Annotated in this window: 20 protein-coding genes, 1 tRNA gene and 1 pseudogene; 9 read left to right on the forward strand and 13 right to left on the reverse strand. The window is 58.5% G+C overall.

Annotated features, from left to right (window positions below):
• Positions 1 to 109: 109 nt before the first annotated feature.
• The 7 genes from AB4N76_RS07355 (at position 110) to AB4N76_RS07385 (ending at position 9,250) form a co-directional block, all read left to right on the forward strand.
• Positions 110 to 1,618, forward strand: a complete 1,509-nt coding sequence (locus tag AB4N76_RS07355) for a sigma-54-dependent transcriptional regulator (protein ID WP_046032051.1) — start codon at positions 110 to 112, stop codon at positions 1,616 to 1,618.
• Between the two features lie 440 nt (positions 1,619 to 2,058).
• A complete protein-coding gene (gcvH, locus tag AB4N76_RS07360) occupies positions 2,059 to 2,442 on the forward strand; it encodes a glycine cleavage system protein GcvH (RefSeq protein WP_046032052.1) in 384 nt (127 codons plus the stop codon).
• Between the two features lie 11 nt (positions 2,443 to 2,453).
• Complete coding sequence (gcvP, locus tag AB4N76_RS07365; RefSeq protein ID WP_046032053.1) at positions 2,454 to 5,306, forward strand: aminomethyl-transferring glycine dehydrogenase; 2,853 nt, start codon at positions 2,454 to 2,456, stop codon at positions 5,304 to 5,306.
• 202 nt (positions 5,307 to 5,508) lie between these two features.
• Positions 5,509 to 6,885 carry an L-serine ammonia-lyase gene (locus AB4N76_RS07370; protein ID WP_046032054.1) on the forward strand — a complete coding sequence of 459 codons (1,377 nt, stop codon included), beginning with the start codon at positions 5,509 to 5,511 and terminating at the stop codon, positions 6,883 to 6,885.
• 38 nt (positions 6,886 to 6,923) lie between these two features.
• Complete coding sequence (gene gcvT, locus AB4N76_RS07375; protein ID WP_460164325.1) at positions 6,924 to 8,048, forward strand: glycine cleavage system aminomethyltransferase GcvT; 1,125 nt, start codon at positions 6,924 to 6,926, stop codon at positions 8,046 to 8,048.
• A 404-nt stretch (positions 8,049 to 8,452) separates the two neighbouring features.
• Positions 8,453 to 8,665 carry a cold-shock protein gene (locus AB4N76_RS07380; protein WP_007934683.1) on the forward strand — a complete coding sequence of 71 codons (213 nt, stop codon included), beginning with the start codon at positions 8,453 to 8,455 and terminating at the stop codon, positions 8,663 to 8,665.
• Between the two features lie 96 nt (positions 8,666 to 8,761).
• Positions 8,762 to 9,250, forward strand: a complete 489-nt coding sequence (locus AB4N76_RS07385; protein WP_077431378.1) for an RDD family protein — start codon at positions 8,762 to 8,764, stop codon at positions 9,248 to 9,250.
• Between the two features lie 59 nt (positions 9,251 to 9,309).
• Here the strand turns inward: AB4N76_RS07385 and nadA are convergent, their stop codons facing one another.
• On the reverse strand, positions 9,310 to 10,368 hold the full coding sequence (gene nadA, locus AB4N76_RS07390; RefSeq protein WP_046032056.1) for a quinolinate synthase NadA: 1,059 nt from the start codon (positions 10,366 to 10,368) through the stop codon (positions 9,310 to 9,312).
• A gap of 287 nt (positions 10,369 to 10,655) precedes the next feature.
• On the opposite strand from nadA, the gene AB4N76_RS07395 reads away from it, so the two are divergent.
• The gene (locus tag AB4N76_RS07395) at positions 10,656 to 11,159 is read left to right on the forward strand and encodes an acyltransferase family protein (protein WP_460164326.1); all 504 of its coding nucleotides are present in this window, start codon (positions 10,656 to 10,658) and stop codon (positions 11,157 to 11,159) included.
• Complete coding sequence (locus tag AB4N76_RS07400) at positions 11,048 to 12,556, forward strand: acyltransferase family protein (RefSeq protein WP_460164598.1); 1,509 nt, start codon at positions 11,048 to 11,050, stop codon at positions 12,554 to 12,556. Before AB4N76_RS07395 ends, AB4N76_RS07400 begins: the two co-directional genes overlap by 112 nt.
• A 277-nt stretch (positions 12,557 to 12,833) precedes the next feature.
• On the opposite strand, the gene AB4N76_RS07405 is transcribed toward AB4N76_RS07400, so the two are convergent.
• From AB4N76_RS07405 to ruvA, 12 genes and pseudogenes are all read right to left on the reverse strand, one after another.
• A tRNA-Lys gene (locus AB4N76_RS07405) sits at positions 12,834 to 12,909 on the reverse strand.
• A gap of 63 nt (positions 12,910 to 12,972) precedes the next feature.
• Positions 12,973 to 13,665 (reverse strand): 7-cyano-7-deazaguanine synthase QueC, encoded by a 693-nt coding sequence (gene queC, locus AB4N76_RS07410; RefSeq protein WP_046032058.1) that lies wholly within the window; start codon positions 13,663 to 13,665, stop codon positions 12,973 to 12,975.
• 1 nt (position 13,666) lies between these two features.
• Positions 13,667 to 14,314, reverse strand: a complete 648-nt coding sequence (gene queE, locus AB4N76_RS07415) for a 7-carboxy-7-deazaguanine synthase QueE (protein ID WP_046032066.1) — start codon at positions 14,312 to 14,314, stop codon at positions 13,667 to 13,669.
• Between the two features lie 167 nt (positions 14,315 to 14,481).
• Positions 14,482 to 15,322: pseudogene (gene ybgF / locus AB4N76_RS07420) on the reverse strand (tol-pal system protein YbgF).
• A gap of 6 nt (positions 15,323 to 15,328) precedes the next feature.
• On the reverse strand, positions 15,329 to 15,826 hold the full coding sequence (pal, locus tag AB4N76_RS07425; protein ID WP_003178634.1) for a peptidoglycan-associated lipoprotein Pal: 498 nt from the start codon (positions 15,824 to 15,826) through the stop codon (positions 15,329 to 15,331).
• A gap of 52 nt (positions 15,827 to 15,878) precedes the next feature.
• Positions 15,879 to 17,159 carry a Tol-Pal system beta propeller repeat protein TolB gene (gene tolB / locus AB4N76_RS07430; RefSeq protein ID WP_263295831.1) on the reverse strand — a complete coding sequence of 427 codons (1,281 nt, stop codon included), beginning with the start codon at positions 17,157 to 17,159 and terminating at the stop codon, positions 15,879 to 15,881.
• A 17-nt stretch (positions 17,160 to 17,176) separates the two neighbouring features.
• The gene (tolA, locus tag AB4N76_RS07435) at positions 17,177 to 18,256 is read right to left on the reverse strand and encodes a cell envelope integrity protein TolA (RefSeq protein WP_046032061.1); all 1,080 of its coding nucleotides are present in this window, start codon (positions 18,254 to 18,256) and stop codon (positions 17,177 to 17,179) included.
• On the reverse strand, positions 18,256 to 18,669 hold the full coding sequence (gene tolR, locus AB4N76_RS07440) for a protein TolR (protein ID WP_460164327.1): 414 nt from the start codon (positions 18,667 to 18,669) through the stop codon (positions 18,256 to 18,258). Before tolR ends, tolA begins: the two co-directional genes overlap by 1 nt.
• Positions 18,670 to 18,730: 61 nt before the next feature.
• A complete protein-coding gene (gene tolQ, locus AB4N76_RS07445) occupies positions 18,731 to 19,426 on the reverse strand; it encodes a protein TolQ (RefSeq protein WP_008147369.1) in 696 nt (231 codons plus the stop codon).
• Positions 19,416 to 19,883: a tol-pal system-associated acyl-CoA thioesterase gene (ybgC, locus tag AB4N76_RS07450; protein WP_007945841.1), complete on the reverse strand. Its 468-nt coding sequence runs from the start codon at positions 19,881 to 19,883 to the stop codon at positions 19,416 to 19,418. The genes tolQ and ybgC overlap by 11 nt, the downstream gene beginning before the upstream one ends.
• Before the next feature lie 127 nt (positions 19,884 to 20,010).
• Positions 20,011 to 21,072 (reverse strand): Holliday junction branch migration DNA helicase RuvB, encoded by a 1,062-nt coding sequence (gene ruvB, locus AB4N76_RS07455; RefSeq protein ID WP_008027785.1) that lies wholly within the window; start codon positions 21,070 to 21,072, stop codon positions 20,011 to 20,013.
• Positions 21,073 to 21,690: a Holliday junction branch migration protein RuvA gene (ruvA, locus tag AB4N76_RS07460; protein ID WP_046032062.1), complete on the reverse strand. Its 618-nt coding sequence runs from the start codon at positions 21,688 to 21,690 to the stop codon at positions 21,073 to 21,075.
• Positions 21,691 to 21,721 lie beyond the last annotated feature (31 nt).

A 21,721-nucleotide genomic window follows, 5' to 3' on the forward strand; every position in this document is an offset into this window, starting at 1 on the left:
CGCCCACAGGGGTTCTGTGTTGCCCGCAAATCCTGCACCGAATTTCACCTTATCCCCTGCGCCAAGGCATACTTGCCACCCTCCGCACTTCAGAACACTGAACCGCCCCATGCGTATCCACGTCAGCTTCATCGACCGCGTCGGTATTACCCAGGAAGTCCTGGCCCTGCTCGGTGGGCGCAACCTCAATCTGGATGCGGTGGAGATGGTGCCGCCCAACGTTTACATCGACGCCCCGACCCTGAGCCCGCAAGTTCTCGAAGAGCTGCGCGATGCGCTATTCAGCGTGCGTGGTGTGCAAGCGGTGACGGTGGTCGACATTCTTCCCGGACAGCGCCGACACCTGCAACTCGATGCCTTGCTCGCGGCCATGACCGACCCGGTCCTGGCGCTGGACAGTGCCGGCAAAGTGTTGCTGGCCAACCCGGCCTTGATCGCGTTGTACGGTCGTGAACCGGCGGGCGAAAGCATCGCCGACCTGTTTGCCGACCCGGCACTGCTCGACGCCCTGCTTGAGCATGGCTTTCGCCTGCCGCTGCGGGAAATCACCGTCGACGGTCAGACATTGCTGCTGGACGCCACGCCGATCACCGACGCGGGCGCCCTGTTGACCTTGTATCAACCCAACCGCATCGGCGAACGCCTCTCGGCGCTGCACCATGACCATGCCGAAGGGTTCGATGCGCTGCTGGGCGAGTCACCCGTCATCCGCACCCTCAAGGCGCGCGCACAACGGGTCGCGGCCCTCGATGCGCCGCTGCTGATCCAGGGCGAAACCGGCACCGGCAAAGAACTGGTGGCACGGGCCTGCCACGCCAGCAGCGCTCGGCACAGTTCGCCATTCCTCGCGCTCAACTGCGCGGCATTGCCGGAGAACCTCGCCGAAAGCGAACTGTTCGGCTACGCCCCCGGTGCCTTTACCGGCGCGCAACGAGGCGGCAAACCGGGGCTGATGGAACTGGCCAACCAGGGCACGGTGTTTCTCGATGAAATCGGTGAGATGTCGCCGTACTTGCAGGCGAAACTGCTGCGGTTTCTCAATGACGGCAGCTTTCGCCGCGTTGGCGGTGATCGCGAAGTGAAGGTCAATGTGCGGATTCTCAGCGCCACCCACCGCGACCTGGAAAAAATGGTCAGCGAGGGCAGCTTTCGCGAAGACCTGTTCTATCGCCTCAATGTGCTCAACGTTGAAGTCCCGCCGCTGCGCGAACGCGGCCAGGACATTCTGTTGCTCGCCCGCTATTTCATGCAGCAGGCCTGTGCACAAATCCAGCGCCCGGTCTGTCGCCTGGCACCGGGCACCTACCCGGCGTTGCTGGGCAATCGCTGGCCGGGCAACGTGCGGCAATTGCAGAACGTGATCTTCCGTGCCGCGGCGATTTGCGAAAGCACGCTGGTCGACATCGGCGACCTCGACATCGCCGGCACCTCGGTGGCGCGCCAGAACGACAGCGAAGTCGACAGCCTGGAACAGGCCATGGAATCGTTTGAAAAAACCCTGTTGGAAAAACTCTATATCAGCTACCCCTCGACCCGCCAACTGGCCAGCCGCCTGCAAACTTCCCACACGGCGATTGCCCATCGGTTGCGCAAGTACGGGATACCCAACAAGCCCTGAGCTTGTGGCGGGATCACAATCCCCCAAACACCACAGCCCCCTGTAGGAGCCGAGCTTGCTCGCGATGGCGGTACTTCAGTCACCTTTGATTTCGACTGAAGTACCGCCATCGCGAGCAAGCTCGGCTCCTACAGGGTCCATGTTCAAAAACGACCTCCATCTGTACTGAAAGCGCTACAGCGGAACGATATCGCTACACTCCTCCCCGATCACGGCTGTGCAAGGCTTTGATCCACCTCGGCTTTCTCCCCCGTCTCCGACCGTATCGATTTCGCTACACGCGGTGAATTCAACCAATCTGCAAAACATCATAAGTCATTGATAAATAACGGCCAAACCAACATTGGCCGTGTTCTTGCTATGTAGTCCTCATAACCAGGGCTTTGCCCAAGCATTCAATAGCGTCCACCAGACGAGTCTGGCCCCCCTTAGGAGTTCACATGAGCGAGTTGCGTTTTACTGAAGACCACGAATGGCTGCGCACCGAAGCTGACGGCAGCGTTACTGTCGGCATCACCGCTTTCGCACAGAACGCCTTGGGCGACGTGGTTTTTGTACAACTGCCTGAGCTGCAGTCCTATGACAAAGGCGCCGAAGCCGCCACCGTGGAATCGGTAAAAGCCGCCAGCGGCGTGTACATGCCACTGGACGGCGAGGTGCTGGAAGTGAACCCGGCGCTGGACAGCAGCCCTGAACTGGTCAACGAAGATCCGCTGGGCGAAGGCTGGTTCTTCCGCTTCCAGCCAAGCGACGCCTCGGCGGTCGCCCAATTGCTCGATCAGGATGCCTACGACCGCCTGATCAAAGCCAACGCCGAAGCCTGAGGAGCGCTGACATGACCCAAGTGAATCTGACCACCGCCAACGAATTCATCGCCCGCCATATCGGCCCTCGCGCCGGTGACGAGCAAGCCATGCTCAACAGCCTCGGTTTCGACTCCCTGGAAGCCCTGAGCGCCAGCGTCATTCCCGACAGCATCAAAGGCACCAGCGTCCTGGGCCTGGAAGACGGCCTGAGCGAAGCCGATGCCCTGGCGTCGATCAAAGCCATCGCCGGTAAAAACCAGCTGTTCAAGACTTACATCGGCCAGGGCTACTACGGCACCCACACGCCATCGCCGATCCTGCGCAACCTGCTGGAAAACCCGGCTTGGTACACCGCCTACACCCCGTACCAGCCAGAAATCTCCCAGGGTCGTCTCGAAGCGCTGCTGAACTTCCAGACCCTGATCAGCGACCTGACCGGCCTGCCGATTGCCAACGCTTCCCTGCTTGACGAAGCCACCGCCGCTGCCGAAGCCATGACCTTCTGCAAACGCCTGAGCAAGAACAAGGGCAGCCACCAATTCTTCGCTTCCGTGCATTGCCACCCGCAAACCCTCGACGTGCTGCGCACCCGTGCCGAGCCGTTGGGCATCGAGGTTGTCGTCGGTGACGAACTCGAACTGACCGACGTGACGCCGTTCTTCGGCGCGCTGCTGCAATACCCGGCCAGCAACGGTGACGTGTTCGATTACCGCGCGCTGACCGAACGTTTCCACGCGGCCAACGCACTGGTCGCCGTAGCGGCCGACCTGCTGGCCCTGACCGTGCTGACCGCACCAGGCGAATTCGGTGCCGACGTGGCCATCGGCAGCGCCCAACGCTTCGGCGTACCGCTGGGCTTCGGCGGCCCGCACGCGGCGTACTTTTCCACCAAAGATGCATTCAAGCGTGACATGCCGGGCCGTCTGGTCGGTGTTTCCGTGGACCGTTTCGGCAAGCCGGCCCTGCGCCTGGCCATGCAAACCCGCGAGCAACACATCCGTCGCGAGAAAGCCACTTCGAACATCTGCACCGCGCAAGTGCTGCTGGCCAACATCGCCAGCATGTACGCCGTGTACCACGGCCCGAAAGGCCTGACCCAGATCGCCAATCGCGTGCATCACCTGACGGCGATTCTGGCCAAGGGCTTGAGCGCACTGGGCCTGACCGTTGAACAAGCCAGCTTCTTCGACACCCTGACCCTGAACACCGGCGCCAATACCGCCAAGCTGCACGATCAGGCGCGCGCCCAGCGCATCAACCTGCGCGTGGTCGATGCTCAGCGTGTGGGCCTGTCGGTCGACGAAACCACCACCCAGGCTGACATCGAAACCCTGTGGAGTATTTTCGCCGACGGCAAGACCCTGCCGGACTTCGCCGCCCTCGCAGCCGTAGTGCAGAGCACCATTCCTGCGTCGCTGGTGCGCCAATCGCCGATCCTCAGCCACCCAGTGTTCAACCGCTACCACTCGGAAACCGAGCTGATGCGCTACCTGCGCAAGCTGGCCGACAAAGACTTGGCACTGGACCGCACCATGATCCCGCTGGGTTCGTGCACCATGAAACTCAACGCCGCCAGCGAAATGATCCCGGTGACCTGGGCTGAATTCGGTGCCCTGCACCCGTTCGCCCCGGCCGAGCAAAGCGCCGGCTACCAGCAACTGACCGACGAACTGGAAGCGATGCTGTGCGCCGCGACTGGCTACGACTCGATCTCGCTGCAACCGAACGCCGGTTCGCAAGGTGAATACGCCGGCCTGCTGGCCATCCGCGCCTATCACCAGAGCCGTGGCGAAGACCGTCGCGACATCTGCCTGATCCCGTCGTCCGCCCACGGCACCAACCCGGCCACCGCTAACATGGCTGGCATGCGCGTCGTCGTCACCGCTTGCGATGCTCGCGGCAACGTCGACATCGAAGACCTGCGCGCCAAGGCCATCGAGCACCGCGAACACCTCGCTGCGCTGATGATTACCTACCCGTCGACCCACGGCGTGTTCGAAGAAGGCATCCGCGAGATCTGCGGCATCATTCATGACAACGGCGGCCAGGTGTACATCGACGGCGCCAACATGAACGCGATGGTCGGCCTGTGCGCACCGGGCAAGTTCGGCGGCGACGTGTCGCACCTGAACCTGCACAAGACCTTCTGCATTCCGCACGGCGGTGGCGGCCCGGGTGTCGGCCCGATCGGCGTGAAATCGCACCTGACCCCGTTCCTGCCGGGTCACGCCCAGATGGAACGCAAGGAAGGCGCAGTCTGCGCAGCACCGTTCGGCAGCGCGAGCATTCTGCCGATCACCTGGATGTACATTTCGATGATGGGCGGTGCGGGCCTCAAGCGCGCTTCGCAGCTGGCGATCCTCAATGCCAACTACATCTCCCGTCGCCTGGAAGAGCACTACCCAGTGCTGTACACCGGCAGCAACGGCCTGGTGGCGCACGAATGCATCCTCGACCTGCGTCCGTTGAAAGACAGCAGCGGCATCAGTGTCGATGACGTCGCCAAGCGCCTGATCGACTTCGGCTTCCACGCGCCGACCATGTCGTTCCCGGTGGCTGGCACGCTGATGATCGAGCCGACCGAAAGCGAATCCAAGGAAGAACTGGACCGTTTCTGCGACGCCATGATCCGCATCCGCGAAGAAATCCGCGCTGTGGAAAACGGCACGCTGGACAAGGACGACAACCCACTGAAAAACGCTCCGCACACCGCAGCAGAGATCGTTGGCGAGTGGACCCACCCGTACAGCCGTGAGCAAGCGGTGTATCCAGTTGCCTCGCTGATCGAAGGCAAATACTGGCCACCGGTCGGTCGCGTCGACAACGTCTTCGGCGATCGCAACCTGGTGTGCGCCTGCCCGTCGATCGAAAGCTACGCTTAAAGCAGTGTGGGGCGGTTGATCCGCCCCACTTTCAAGAACACCACAAAACCCTTGTGGGAGCGGGCTTGCTCGCGAAAGCGGTGGGTCAGTAAACATTCATGGTGACTGACTCACCGCTTTCGCGAGCAAGCCCGCTCCCACAGGGTTCTGTGGCAAGCCTTAGATTTCGCCCATACCTATAACAAGAAACCGGAGAACAACCATGTCGTTAAGCGTGTTCGACCTGTTCAAGATTGGCATCGGCCCCTCCAGCTCCCACACCGTCGGTCCGATGCGCGCCGCCGCACGCTTCGCCGAAGGTTTGCGCCGTGAAGGACTGCTGGCTGCAACCACCTGCGTCAAAATCGAGCTCTACGGTTCGCTCGGTGCCACCGGCAAGGGCCACGGCAGCGACAAGGCTGTGTTGCTCGGCCTCGAAGGCGAACACCCGGACACCGTGGACACCGAAACCGTTGCTGCGCGCTTGCAAGAAATTCGCGGTAGCGGGCGCTTGAACCTGCTCGGCGAACACAGCATTGCGTTCAACGAGAAAGAACACCTGGCGATGATTCGCAAACCGTTGGCCTATCACCCCAACGGCATGATCTTTCGCGCGTTCGACGCGGCGGGCCTACAGATCCGCAGCCGCGAGTACTACTCGGTCGGTGGTGGTTTTGTGGTCGATGAAGACGCCGCCGGCGCCGACCGCATCGTCGAAGACGCCACGCCGCTGACCTTCCCGTTCAAAAGTGCCAAGGACTTGCTCAGTCATTGCACCACCTACGGCCTGTCCATCAGCCAGGTGATGCTGACCAACGAAAGCGCCTGGCGCCCGGAAGCGGAAACCCGCGCCGGCCTGTTGAAAATCTGGCAAGTGATGCAAGACTGCGTCGACGCCGGTTGCCGCAACGAAGGCATTCTGCCCGGCGGCTTGAAGGTCAAGCGCCGCGCCGCCGCCCTGCATCGACAATTGTGCAAGAACCCGGAATCGTCATTGCGCGATCCGCTGTCGGTGCTGGACTGGGTCAACCTGTACGCCCTGGCGGTCAACGAAGAAAACGCCAATGGCGGACGCGTCGTGACCGCGCCTACTAACGGTGCAGCCGGGATCATTCCAGCGGTTTTGCATTACTACATGCGCTTTATCCCGGGGGCCAATGAAGACGGGGTCGTGCGCTTTCTGCTGACCGCGGCGGCCATCGGCATTCTCTACAAAGAAAACGCCTCGATCTCTGGCGCCGAAGTCGGTTGCCAGGGCGAGGTCGGCGTGGCCTGTTCCATGGCCGCCGGCGCCTTGTGCGAGGTCCTTGGCGGGACCGTGCAGCAAGTGGAAAACGCGGCGGAAATCGGCATGGAACACAACCTGGGCCTGACTTGCGACCCGATTGGCGGGCTGGTGCAAGTGCCTTGCATCGAGCGCAATGCCATGGGCTCGGTGAAGGCCATCAATGCGGTGCGCATGGCGCTGCGTGGGGACGGTCAGCACTTCGTCTCCCTCGACAAGGTCATCCGCACCATGCGCCAGACTGGCGCCGACATGAAAAGCAAATACAAGGAAACCGCCCGTGGCGGTTTGGCGGTCAACATTATCGAGTGCTGATGCTCACGCGCATTGGCACACTTTTTCAGGAGCTGAATATGTCCACCGAACAATTGCTGAAAACCCCGCTGCACGCCCTGCACATCGAACTCGGCGCGCGCATGGTGCCGTTCGCCGGCTATGACATGCCAGTGCAATACCCGCTTGGCGTAATGAAAGAACACCAGCACACCCGCGATCAGGCCGGGCTGTTCGATGTCTCGCACATGGGCCAGATCCGCCTGACCGGCGCCAATGCCGCCAAGGCCCTGGAAACCCTGGTGCCGGTGGACATCATCGACCTGCCGGTGGGCATGCAGCGCTACGCGATGTTCACCAATGAAACCGGTGGCATTCTCGACGACCTGATGGTCGCCAACCTCGGTAACGACGAATTGTTCCTGGTGGTCAACGCAGCCTGCAAGGATCAGGACCTGGCGCACCTGCGCAAGCACATTGGCGAGCAATGCACCATTGAGCCTCTGTTCGAAGAACGCGCCTTGCTGGCCCTGCAAGGTCCGGCCGCAGTCACCGTGCTTGCGCGCCTGGCCCCTGAAGTGGCGAAGATGACCTTCATGCAGTTCACCCGCGTGAAATTGCTGGGCGTGGACTGCTTCGTCAGCCGTTCGGGCTACACCGGTGAAGACGGCTTCGAAATCTCCGTACCGGCCGCCAATGCCGAAGCCCTGGCACGCGCCCTCCTGGCCGAACCAGAAGTCGCCGCCATCGGCCTGGGTGCGCGCGACTCGCTGCGCCTGGAAGCCGGCCTGTGCCTCTACGGCCACGACATGAACACCGAGACCACCCCGATCGAAGCGAGCCTGCTGTGGGCCATCTCCAAGCCGCGTCGTGCCGATGGTGCGCGGGCCGGCGGCTTCCCTGGCGCTGAAACCGTATTCGCGCAACAACAAGGTGGCGTCAGCCGCAAGCGCGTAGGCCTGCTGCCTCAGGAACGCACGCCTGTGCGTGAGGGTGCGGAAATCGTCAACGAGGCTGGCGACATCATCGGCGCCGTATGCAGCGGCGGTTTTGGCCCGACCCTGGCAGGTCCTTTGGCCATGGGTTACCTCGACAGCGCCTACATCGCCATCGACACACCCGCATGGGCGATTGTCCGTGGGAAAAAGGTGCCTTTGCTTGTAAGCAAAATGCCATTTGTTGCACAACGCTACTATCGCGGCTGATTGACTGTTTCTATAAGTAACGCGGTTGCGTTAACAGTGCACTAATGTGTAACGCAACCGCCATAAAATAGTGCATGTCATTACCAATAAGCTTCGCTTATGAACGCTGCTTATAACGTTCTAAAACAATTGAGCAGCGACATAGAATAAGAAGGCTTTAGTGGATCGACTAGTGCGCTCAACCTGAGCAAAACCGGGCCTCTAACGGGGCTTGTTTTTTCTCCCGTAGTTGGCGTAGAGTTTGTCCACTGTGTTTGCATGGGTCGCTTGGAATCGTGACCTGGGCAGTAGCCTACAAGTTAGCTACATCCCGTTCGACGTCTTCTTACTCTCCTGCAACCAGCCCCAGTACTCTTTCACGAGAAGGAGACTGTCATTAATTTTTGCGTCAAAGGAAATAAGAAATGTCCCAACGTCAGAGCGGTACCGTCAAGTGGTTTAACGACGAGAAAGGTTTTGGTTTTATCACTCCTGAAAGCGGTCCGGATCTGTTCGTACATTTCCGCGCCATCCAGGGCAACGGCTTCAAGAGCCTGAAAGAAGGCCAGAAAGTGACTTTCGTTGCCGTGCAAGGCCAGAAAGGCATGCAGGCTGACGAGGTTCAAGCAGAAGGTTAATCTTCTGTAACGAAAAAGCCCCTGATGCTGACATCAGGGGCTTTTTTGTGCGCGTAAATCCGTAAAATGGCTTCTTTTTTCTGCCCAGAGGCTGCCATGTCGAAACACCTGCTCAACCCCCAGGGCGACTTCCCCACCGCCCCCCTGGGTCGTCGCATGGCAGCGATGTTCTATGACTTTCTGTTGTGTACCGCCCTGCTGATCGTCACCAGCGGCATTTACAAGATGATCCAGATGGCCATCCTTGGCGAAGAAAAAATGCGCACCCTGACCGAAGCCGGCGCGCTGGACGGCGATCCATTGCTCTCGACGGTGTTGCTGTTTGTACTGTTCGGCTTTTTCGCCAAGTTCTGGACCTGGTCTGGCCAGACACTGGGCATGCAGGTGTGGTGCATCCGCGTACAGAACGTCGACGGCTCGTCCATCAGCCTGTGGCAGGCGCTGTTGCGGTTTGTAGTGTCGATAGCGTCCTGGCTATGTCTGGGGCTGGGTTTTTACTGGTCGCTGTTCGACAAGCAGAAACGCAGCTGGCATGACATGTACTCCAACACTCAGCTCGTACAGATTCCGAAAAAAACCAAGTAGACCACCAGATGCAAAAACGCCCCGACCAAATCGGGGCGTTTTTTTTAGCGGCCAGCGAATCAGGCGTTACCCGCCAGCTTCATTCGCGCAGCCTGAGTGAAGTCGAGCATGCGCTTTAACGGGCGAATCGCCTGCGGAATCAGCGCAGGATCGACAAAGATCTCATTCGCCCCCTCTTTCAAGCTCTTCAGCAGGCGCTCAAGCGTGTTCATTGCCATCCACGGGCAGTGTGCGCAACTGCGGCACGCGGCACCGTTACCGGCCGTTGGCGCTTCGATGAAGACCTTGTCCGGGCACAGCTGCTGCATTTTGTAGAAAATGCCGCGGTCGGTGGCGACGATCAAAGTCTTGTTTGGCAGGCTCTGCGCCGCCGCGATCAACTGGCTGGTAGAACCGACGGCATCCGCCAGTTCGATCACCGAGGTCGGGGACTCCGGGTGCACCAGAATCGCGGCTTCGGGGTACAGCGCCTTCATGTCTTCAAGCTGCTTGGACTTGAACTCTTCGTGAACGATGCAGGCACCGTCCCACAGCAGCATGTCTGCACCGGTCTGGCGCTGAATGTAGGTGCCCAGGTGTTTGTCCGGGCCCCAGATAATGGTCTCGCCGTTGTCCATCAGGCTTTCGACGATTTCCAGTGCGCAACTGGAGGTCACCACCCAATCCGCCCGGGCTTTGACTGCCGCCGAGGTATTGGCGTACACCACGACGGTGCGTTCCGGGTGCTGATCACAGAACGCCGAAAACTCGTCCACCGGGCAACCCAGGTCCAGCGAACACGTCGCTTCGAGGGTGGGCATCAGCACACGTTTTTCAGGAGTGAGGATTTTCGCGGTTTCACCCATGAACTTCACACCGGCGACCACCACGGTTTTGGCCGGATGTGCGGCGCCGAAGCGGGCCATCTCCAACGAGTCGGAGACGCATCCACCGGTTTCTTCAGCCAATGCCTGAATGACCGGATCGCAATAGAAGTGGGCAACCAGCACCGCGTTCTGAGCCTTGAGCTCGGCGGCGATGGCGGCACGGTAATAGGCCTCTTCCTCGGCAGTCAGCGGTTTGGGCTGCTTGGCATCGAGGTGAGCCTGAACCAAAAGGCGTTCGGAAATCTGCGTCATGTTCGCAAGACCTGCAGGCGCATTTGCGCGAAAGTCGAGTATACACCCGGCTCCGGACCCTACTGGGTACCGCCGGGAAAGTGAGTATTCAACAGGCACGGACAGCGTTGAAGATGCGCAAGGCTACAGAATATCCCGCGGATGCAAAAGATGATTCTGACCTGCACCACCCCGCGTGCTCTACACCCATGCTCACAGGCAAATAGATTTGTAGTGAGAATGTACAAATCAGTAAACACGGCCACTACAATGCCCCCTGCCAATAGGGATGTGATAGCGGGAATAAAATGCAATTTCACAAAAATATCAATGCGTTACGAGCGCTTGCCGTCCTATCCGTAGTGCTTTTCCACTTCGAGATCGAAGGGTTCGGCGGGGGGTTTGCGGGGGTTGACGTCTTTTTCGTCATATCCGGCTTCCTGATGACCGGAATCATCTTTACCGGCCTTCAAAAACAAAATTTCTCGCTCCTCGGGTTCTACGCATCAAGAGCACGCCGAATTGTTCCGGCACTATTGGCTCTGTGCGTTGCGCTATTGGTGTTCGGCTTCGCGTTTCTACCCCTGACGACTACCGGGACACCATCAGAACGATCAAAAGCAGCTTGCTCTTCAGCTCTAATTTCATGTTTGCCAAAGGCGGGAGCTATTTCGATGCCCCGCTGCACGAGAACTGGCTGCTGCATACCTGGTCGCTGTCAGTTGAGTGGCAGTTCTACATGCTCTACCCCGTGCTGCTCATGGCGCTGTACAAATGCTTCGGTGCCCGCAAGACCACCTATGCACTGGTGATACTGGCCTTGATGTCCTTTGGCGCGTCCATCCTTGTGACGAAGGCCAATCCCGTTTTTGCGTTCTACATGCTGCCGACCCGTGCCTGGGAGCTGATCGCGGGGGGGACTGGTATTTCTGTTCCCCTTCAACTCGGCAAGCGCAACAGCACGGTTTGCGAGGGACTCGGGTTACTGGCAATTCTGGCCAGTGTGTTCTGCTTTTCTGAGCAGGATCTCTGGCCTGGGTATCTTGCGGCGCTCCCGGTCTTAGGCACAGCGCTGGTGATCTACGGGAATACTCAATCAGTTTTCAGCAACCACAAGGCTCTGCAATTCACCGGAAAAATCTCTTACTCCGTTTATCTGTGGCATTGGCCGTTGGTGGTGTTTCTCTATAGCTGTGGCTTGCTGACGAGCGTGCCGCACATTGTGGGGGCGATTGTTCTTTCGTTCGTGCTGGGTGCGCTGTCGTTCTACCTGATTGAGTCGAAGGTGAAGAAGATTACGTCTGCGCCAGCAACGATCCTCAAATTCGCGTCATACGCAGTGGGGGTGGTTGCCTTGTCAGCCATAACGTCTTCGGTAGTGAAGAACTACCCGGCCGTGCGGTTTGCATTTGTCGACTTGGGGCAGCCCGAATACACCAGCAAGCTGTACCCGCAGGAGTGCTACCCCAACAACTTTGCCGCCGCCGATTGCAAACTCGGGACGGGTGAAGTGTCGGTCATCCTATTTGGCGACAGTCATGCTCAATCTACGGCTGCGGCTGTCCAGATGGAGAACAAGCAGGCCGCATTGTCCTGGGCTCGCGGCGGCTGCCCTCCCCTGCAAAACTTCGCAATGCGAGACAAAGAGCTGGAAAGCCAATGCCAAGCGTTCAATCATGAAAAACTGGAAGTATTGAAAAGGTCGTACCAGGGCATCCCTGTGGTGCTATTCAGCAGGGCAGCACTGTATTCAGACCCAAGCAGAAACAACAGCTACCGTATTTCCTTCCCTGAACAGAAGCACTTGGATGCTTCATCATTTGTCGAGACCTACACGGAGCAATACTCCGACGTCGTCTGCTCGATCGCGAAAAATCATCCGGTTTATATCGTGAAGCCGATTCCGGAAATGCCCTTCAGCGTCTACAAAGGCTTGAATCTGCATCGGCGGATATTCCAGCAGGCATCAGACATTTCGATCCCGCTGTATGAGTATGAGCAGCGCAACAGGAACGCTATCGCCGTAATTGAAGCAGTTGCGAAGCGTTGCAACGTGACGGTAGTGGACCCGGCCCCATACCTTTGCCCGGAAGGACACTGCATGGGGTCCAAGGACGGCGTTCCTTTGTATTTTGATGACAACCATCTCGTGGATGCGGGCAATCAACAGCTGAAGGGGTTGTTCAAAGGGGTAGCGAAAGACATATAGGCCCTGGAAGGCGCTCCAGCGCCTGCGACAGGGTCAGACAGGGTGTCTTTGAGGATGCCCTCGTCAATGACTCGTGTGGCCCGCAAATCGAGTATCAACGCAGTCAGGTCACCGCCAGAACGAAACACTAACCTAACCAAGAGTTCGCTGAAGGACTCATCCATCGCCACTGCGCAGTGCGCGCAGTTTCGCTCGTCCTTGCTTTATCGCAGGCAAAAAAAAATCCGGAAATCCTCACTTGCGTGGGCCTTCCAGACTTTTAAAACTGCTACAAAAATGGTGGGTCGTGTGGGATTCGAACCTACGACCAATTGGTTAAAAGCCAACTGCTCTACCAACTGAGCTAACGACCCGCTGTGTGGTGGCGCGTATAATACTGATTTTTAAGGACTATTCAACACCTAATTTGAAATAAATCAAAAATAAGGTGTTGGGTCGCTGATTCCGGCCGCTGCGAAGCCTTCTGCACGCAATCGGCAGCTGTCGCATTTTCCGCACGCACGGCCGTTATCGTCGGCCTGATAGCAGGAAACGGTCAGCCCGTAATTGACGCCAAGCTTCACGCCAGCCTCAACGATCTGCGCCTTGCTCAGGTTCTGCAGCGGCGCCTGAATGCGGAAGCCATTACCCTCTACACCGGCCTTGGTCGCCAGATTGGCCATGCGCTCGAACGACTCGATGAACTCGGGACGGCAGTCAGGGTAACCGGAGTAATCCACCGCATTGACACCAATAAAGATGTCACGCGCACCCAGCACTTCCGCCCAGCCCAACGCCAGCGACAGAAACACCGTGTTGCGTGCCGGTACGTAGGTCACCGGAATACCTTCGCCGAGCTCTTCCGGTATGTCGATGCTGCTGTCGGTCAGTGCCGAGCCGCCAATGCCGTTCAGGTTCAGACCGATCACCTTGTGCTCGACCACACCCAAGTCTCGGGCGACGCGTGCGGCGGCATGCAACTCCGCATGAGACCGCTGACCATAATCGAAGCTCATGGTGTAGCAGCTGTAACCTTCGGCGCGAGCCATGGCCACGACTGTCGCCGAGTCCAGGCCACCGGACAGCAGGATGACCGCACGTTTTTCAGCAGTGTTCGATTGTTCAGTCATTTCAGCGCCCCGGCTCGTCATTCCAAAGATATTTATGCAGCTGCAATTGCAAACGCACTGGCAGGTTGTCCGCCACGACCCAGTCCGCCAGGTCCCGAGCATTCAGGTCATGGTGGCTTGGCGAAAACAGGACTTCACCGGCGCGCCGATCAAGACCGTACTGGATCAGCTTGGACACAGCCCAGTCGTAGTCTTCCCGCGAGCAGATGACAAACTTCACTTGGTCGTTGGGTGTAAGCAGCTCGATATTCTCGTAGCGGTTGCGGTGTGCTTCCTTCGAACCCGGGGTTTTCAGGTCGACAACGCGACTGACCCGAGAATCTACTGCCGAGATGTCGAGTGCACCACTGGTTTCCAGTGACACTTCGTAACCGGCGTCGCACAACTGCTTGAGCAATGGGATGGCGTTAGGTTGTGCCAGTGGCTCACCACCGGTGACACACACATAACGCGGGCGAAAACCGGCCACTTGCTCGAGGATATCGTCGAGCGGGCGGATGGTTCCACCCGTGAAGGCATAGGCGCTGTCGCAGTATTGGCAACGCAATGGGCAACCGGTCAGGCGCACAAATACAGTGGGCAGCCCGGCAGTCCGCGTTTCACCCTGCAACGAGTAAAAAACTTCGGTGATTCTCAATGTGTCTTGCATAGTCGCCACGGGCATAACAGCTAAACAGGCTGTCCGCCTCCGTCAGGCACTTCAAGGAACCCCGCCACCGCGCAGATCCCAAAAAGCGTGTTTCATAAAAAGGGCGTGAATTCTAACGAAAAAACCCGCGACAAGCGCGGGTTTCTTCGAAACGGGTCAAGCAGCCCTTACATTTTTTGCAGATCACGCTGGGCCAGTTGAGCGGCGGAAGTGCCCGGATACTGCGACACAACCTGCTGCAGAATGCCTTTGACCTTGTCGGTGTGACCGAGGCGGCGTTCTACATCAGCCAGCTTGTACAACGAATCAGGCACTTTGGCGTGCTTTGGGTACAACTGTGAAACCTTGGCAAACGCTTGACCTGCACCTTGCAGATCGCCTTTGGCCAGGTTCACTTCGCCCAACCAGTACTGGGCATTGCCCGCGTATTGGCTGTTCGGGTATTTGCGCAGGAATGCGGCAAAAGCCTGGCTGGCCTTGTCGAAATCCTTGGCTTTGATCAGGTCGAAGGCTGCGTCGTAATACAGCTTTTCCTTCGCCGGATCAGCCGGTTCGCTACCCGCGGCAGGTGCTTGAGCGGCAGCGGCTCCAGCACTTGCGCCGACGGCAGCACCAGGGGCGTTCAAATCACCACTGGAGGAAGAATTCTCAGGAGTCGCGGCAGGTGCAGCACCGGTTCCAATGCGCCGATCAAGATCCTGATATCGCTCCAGGTTCTCTTGCTTCATGCGCGCTACATCATTTTGCAGAACTTCAATCGCGCCTTGCTGGCGCTCGATCTGTTGCTGCATTTGTTGCAGTTGGTTGAACAGCTCGCCCTGTGCCGAGACAGGGGCCGAAACCCCCTCCCCCGGCATAGGCGCCGTTCGTACCGTAACCTGCAGGCGGATAACTGCTCCCGCTATTGTTATAACCGGAGTTGTTATCGACCACAGGAACCGCAGCCCACACCGCAAGCGGTGCGAGACTGAGAGCCAAGACAGTTACAGCACGACGGCACGTTCGCATGACGAATTACTTACGCAGTTCGACGCGACGGTTTTGAGCCCAGGACTGCTCGTCGTTGCCGGTAGCAACTGGACGCTCTTCGCCGTAGGAAACCAGTTCCAGCTGAGCTGGGGAAACACCTTGCAGTACCAGGTAGCGTTGAACGGCTTTCGCACGACGCTCGCCCAGTGCCATGTTGTACTCACGAGTACCACGTTCGTCGGTGTTGCCTTCCAGAACAACGCGAGCGCCGTTTGCTTTCAGGTCTTTGGCGTGAACGTCCAGAGCGCGCATGGCTTCTGGCTTCAGGTCCGAGCTGTCGTATTCGAAGTAGAAAGTGGTGATAGCGCGCAGAGCAGCTTCTTCGCTCAGGGAACCGTCAACGGCACCAGTGTTTGCGCCATAACCAGCGTTTGGATCTACTGCGCCTTCACCGGCGTTGTCGCCGCCTTTGGACGAGCAACCTACAGCTACAGCCATGGCCAGAGCCAGCGCAGCAAATTTACCAAACTTCAGCATTTCCATCGTGAAACTCCTAATGAACCCCAATGTGTTAAGTACAACGTGTAGCGCCGCGTCAGTTCAGGTAAGGGGACCAGGAAGGTTCTCTGACTTCGCCTTGAGCGGTAGGAAGCGGGAGCCTTACGCGTCCATTAATGGACACGAGCATCAAGACTCCCCGGCCCTGCTGGCGGGTGGCGTAGATTACCATGGTGCCGTTGGGCGCAACAGTAGGCGACTCGTCCAGAGTGCTATCAGTGAGGATCTTTACACTACCTCGCTGCAAATCCTGGGCCGCCACCTTGAAATTGGTGAAACCATCCTGGCGGTGGATCATCACCAGGGTCTTTTCATCAGCCGACAGTTTAGGGTTGGCGTTGTAGTTACCCACGAAGGTCACACGCTCCGCACCGCCACCACCGACGCTGGTTTTGTAGATCTGCGGCTTGCCGCCACGGTCGGAGGTGAAGTAGATGGTCGAGCCATCCTTACCCCAGAACGGTTCGGTGTTGATGCCGGGACCGTTGGTGACACGAGAGATCTGACGCGAACCCAGGTTCATCACATAGATGTCCGGGTTGCCGTCTTTGGACAGCACGAACGCCAGGCGATTGCCGTCCGGCGACCAGGCTGGCGCGCCATTCAGGCCTTCGAAGTTGGTGATCTGCTCGCGGCGACCGGTGTCGATGTTCTGCATGAAGATGCGCGGACGCTTCTGCTCGAACGACACATAGGCGATGCGCTTGCCATCCGGCGCAAAACGCGGCGACAGGATTGGCTCGCGCGATTGCAGCAGGGTCACGGCACGGGCACCGTCATAGTCCGAACGTTGCAGCGTGTAACGAGTGTTCTTCTCGGAGAAACGCTCGGCCGTCACGTACAGCAGGCGAGTCGAGAACGCACCTTTGATACCGGTGAGTTTTTCAAACGACTGGTCGGAGATGTAGTGCGCCATGTCGCGCAGCTGATCTGTACTGCCCGACACGCTGCCGGTCAGTACTTGCTGCTCGGTGGCAACGTTGAACAGTGCGTATTGAACCTGCAGGCGACCGCCCGCTGGAACGATACTGCCGACCATGATGTATTGGGCACCCACCGCCTTCCAGTCACGGAAAATGATTTCGCTGGCCTGGCTCGGCAAGCTGATCATGTTCTGCTTTGGAATCGGCGAGTAGTAACCCGAGTTGCGCAGGTCGTTACCGATGATTTCGGCCATGTCGTCTGGCAGCACAGCGCCGCCCTGGAAAGCGAACGGCACGACTGCAATCGGGGTAGCCCGATCACTGCCGCTGGTGACCAGAATGTTTTTCTCATCCGCCATCGCCATCCCTGCCAGACAGCAGATAGCGACAAGCATTCCTCGTAGAAGGTTTCTCACGGGGCTAAATCCTCAGGCGTGAATGTCATCTTGAATGAACGATACGGAGCAAAATCGCTCGGCTTCATTCCCTGCATTTCTGTCAAACGTCCAATATTCTTCACTGCCGCTACAGCAGACGCATCAAACGGACCGTCACCACTGGACTTGGCCACGCTGGCCGAAGTCACCGTACCATCCGGCAACATGCCGATTTGCAGCACGACTGTCATACCTTTGCGTGCCGAAGGTGGACGAGCCCAGCCTTCCGCCGCACGAAGACGAATCAAATCATCGAAACTGCCGGCGACTTCATCACCCTGTTCATCCGCCAAGGCCTGCTGGCGCTGCGGCGTGTCGGAAAGCAAATCTGCCAGGGCTTGAGCCTTTTTGTCTTCGGCGGATTTACGTGCTGCATCCTGCGATTTCTTCTTCGCAGCATCGGCAGCAGCTTTCTTCTTCGCATCTTCGGCGACTTTCTTCTTCGCCTCTTCAGCTTCAGCTTTCTTCTTGGCGTCTTCGGCGGCTTTCTTCTTCGCGTCTTCGACGATTTTCTTCTTCGCTTCTTCAGCGGCCTCTTTCTTGGCCTCTTCTTCAGCGGCTTTCTTGGCTTCTTCTTCGGCTTTCTTCTTGGCTATATCAGCCAATTGTTTCTCTTCGGCCTTTTTGGCTTCGGCGGTCTTCTTCGCTTCATCGGCTTTCTTGGCTTCATCAGCCTTTTTCGCCTCATCCGCTTTCTTCGACTCGTCAGCCTTCTTGGCTTCCTCGGCCTTTTGAGCCGCCTCTTCTTTCTTTTGTTCCGCAGCCTTCACCGCTTCCTGCTCGACCTTCTTCTGTTCCAACTGTTCGACTTCGGTCTGGCGCGCAGCAGATTTCTGCGCCTCACCCGCAATCTTCTGATTGGTCTGGGTGGTCGCCCGACTTTTCGATTTCAGCTGGTACAGCGTCGCCTGGACAATTGGCTTGGCCGGCGGCAACTCAGGCGTGAAGGCAAAGCTGACAAACAGCATGCCGAACACCAGCACGTGCAAGCCAATCGCCCAGACACTAGGCCAGAAGTAGCTTTCCGAGGCTGTTGGCTCTCGTTGTTGCTGCATCAGGGCGCCTCGGTAATCAAGCCAACATTACCGACCCCGGCTTTCTGCAACCCGCCCATGGCGCCCATGACCGAACCGTAGTCGACGGTCTTGTCGCCGCGGATGAACACCTGAGTGCGCTTGCCGCCTTCAGTGCCGGCACGAATGATCTTGGTCACCGCGTCAGTCATCTGCGGCAAGGTCATGGCCTTGTCCTGCTGCTTTTCGGTGTCGACTTCGCTGCCAAGGTTCCAGTAGTAGGTCTTGTCAGCCTTGATCGAAATGGTCAGGACCTGGGTGTTGTTGTCCTGCGGCAAGGCTTCGCTGGAAACCTTGGGCAGATCAACTTTCACGCCCTGATTGAGCATCGGCGCGGTCACCATGAAGATGACCAGCAGCACCAACATCACGTCGATGTAAGGCACCACGTTCATCTCGGCAACCGGCTTGCGCTTTTGCGAGCTCGAGCGATTAAAGCCATTGGAAATTACCTGCTTATTCTTCGCTGGTGTGCACTTTGCGGTGCAGGATCGCCTGGAATTCATCGGCGAAGGTGTAGTAACGGCCCAGCAGGGTTTCACTGCGAGCAGCAAAACGGTTGTAAGCGATAACGGCCGGGATGGCGGCGAACAAGCCGATGGCAGTTGCAATCAGTGCCTCGGCAATACCTGGCGCCACAGTGGCCAGGGTCGCTTGTTGGGCAGTGGCCAGACCACGGAAGGAGTTCATGATGCCCCAGACCGTACCAAACAGACCGATGTACGGGCTGACGGAACCTACGGTGGCGAGGAACGGCAGGCTCTGCTCGAGCTTCTCTTCTTCGCGGGAAATGGCAACGCGCATGGCACGGGCCACGCCTTCCATGACCGCTTCCGGATCGACACCTGGCTGCTGGCGCAGACGGGAGAATTCCTTGAAGCCGGCCCGGAAGATCTGCTCGACGCCCGAATCCGGATCAGGGTTGCTGCCGGCCTGGCGGTAGAGTTTGGACAGGTCGATACCCGACCAGAAGCGCTCTTCAAAGCTCTCCAGGGCACGTCGACCGGCGCGCAGCAGATTGCTGCGCTGAAAGATCATGATCCATGAGGTGACCGATGCGGCTACCAGGATCAGCATTACCAGTTGCACCACGATACTGGCATTGCTGACCAGGCTCCACATGGAGGAATGGTCGACGACGTTAGCTTCCACGCTTTATCTCCTGCTTTGAGTGTGTACCCGCGCCGCTCACGTCGGCAAAGGCCGCTCGTAGAGCTTCGGGAATGGCCCGGGGTTTCAAACTTTCAGTGCGCACACAGGCCACCAAAAACTGCCCTTCGCAGAGCAGCACATTATCCGTAGCCCGCCTGACCTGCTGCTTGAAGCGCAGGCTGACACGGTTCAATTCGATTACTTCAGCGCTTACCAGAAGCTCGTCGTCCAGTCGCGCCGGCGCGTGGTAACGCGCTTCGCTGGAATGCACGACAAACAACAGGTCCTCCCCTGCCAGCGCCGATTGGGCAAAGCCCAGATCCCGGAGCCGCTCGGTTCGAGCCCGTTCCATAAACTTGAGGTAATTGACGTAATACACGATGCCGCCCGCATCGGTGTCCTCGTAATAAACGCGACAACGATGTACGAACGGCTCAAGCCCGTTTTGCGCGCGCATACTCTAGTGCTTACTCCTCAGGTTGCCAATCCGGCCAGGCAACTGTTTTTCATTGATCTGCGGCTTTGCGGCAAAAGTACGGTCCTGGGACCGCACAAAAGCCGAATATATCAGCGCGCAAAGGATATTAATCGTCAACGGCATCCAGGAACTCGTCTACCACGGGCATTTCACCCAATCGTGACGGAATATTTAAACCGAAGTGCAAATACGCATGCCGGGTGACAACTCGCCCCCGAGGGGTGCGCATGATGTAGCCCTGCTGGATCAAGTACGGCTCCAGCACATCTTCGATGGTGTGGCGTTCTTCGCTGATGGCGGCGGCCAGGCTATCCACCCCGACCGGCCCACCGTCGAACTTCTCGATCATGGTCAGCAGCAGGCGCCGGTCCTGATGATCGAAGCCACGCTCGTCGACATCCAGCAGATTCAATGCGAGATCAGCGATCGGCTTGGTAATGTGCCCCTTGGCGCGAACTTCGGCGAAATCGCGCACCCGGCGCAGCAGGCGATTGGCAATACGTGGCGTACCGCGAGCACGCCGGGCGATTTCAAACGCACCCTCCGGGTCCAGCGGCAAGCCCAGTATGTTCGCCGAACGGCTGACAATCGTTGCCAGGTCCGCGGTGCTGTAGAACTCCAGGCGCTGGACGATGCCGAAGCGATCGCGCAGCGGGTTGGTCAGCATACCGGCACGCGTTGTTGCGCCCACCAGGGTGAACGGCGGCAAATCAAGCTTGATCGAACGCGCGGCCGGGCCTTCGCCGATCATGATGTCGAGCTGAAAATCCTCCATGGCCGGGTACAGCACTTCTTCGACAATCGGCGACAGGCGATGGATCTCGTCGATGAACAGCACGTCATGGGGTTCAAGATTGGTCAACAACGCGGCCAGATCACCCGGACGCTCGAGGACCGGCCCTGACGTGCTCTTGATCGACACGCCCATTTCCTGGGCGATGATGTTCGCCAGCGTGGTCTTGCCCAAACCGGGCGGACCGAAAATCAGCGTGTGGTCCAGAGACTCGTTACGCCCACGCGCGGCCTGGATGAACAACTCCATTTGCTCGCGAACAGTCGGCTGGCCGATGTATTCGGCCAGGCTGACAGGACGAATCGCCCGGTCCTGGACTTCCTCGCGGTCACGAGGACCGGGGGTGGCGGCAATCAGACGATCGGCTTCAATCACTTAAATCATTCCCTTCAGGGCACGACGAATCATGTCTTCACTGCTCAAGCCTTTCTCCTTGATCGCAGAAATCGCCTTGCTGGCTTCCTGAGGCTTGTAGCCCAGGGAAATCAGCGCGCTGACCGCGTCGTTTTCGGCGGTAGCCACTGGAGCTGACGCGTCCGGCCCGCCCGGTTGGTTTGGCACCAGCGCGAACATCGCCGGTACGGTTTCCCACGCCTTGAAGCGATCCTTGAGTTCCACCAGCAAGCGTTCGGCAGTCTTCTTGCCCACGCCCGGCACCTTGGTTAGCGCCGAGGTGTCCTGGGACTGCACGCAACGGACCAGCTCATCGACTTCCAGACTCGACATCAACGCCAGCGCCAATTTTGGCCCGACACCATTGAGACGGATCAACTCGCGAAAAAAGTCTCGCTCTCGCTTGCTGGCGAAACCATAGAGTAACTGCGCGTCTTCGCGTACGACCAAGTGGGTGTGCAAGGTCAGCGGTTCACCGACCGACGGCAAGCGATACAACGTGGTCATGGGCACCTCCAACTCATACCCCAGACCGTTTACATCCAGAATCAGGTGCGGCGGCTGTTTTTCAGCCAGTGTGCCGCGCAAGCGTCCAATCACGTTTCAGATCCTTGAGCGTTGGCCAGATCAA

This window comes from Pseudomonas sp. S2_F03 (assembly GCF_054668335.1).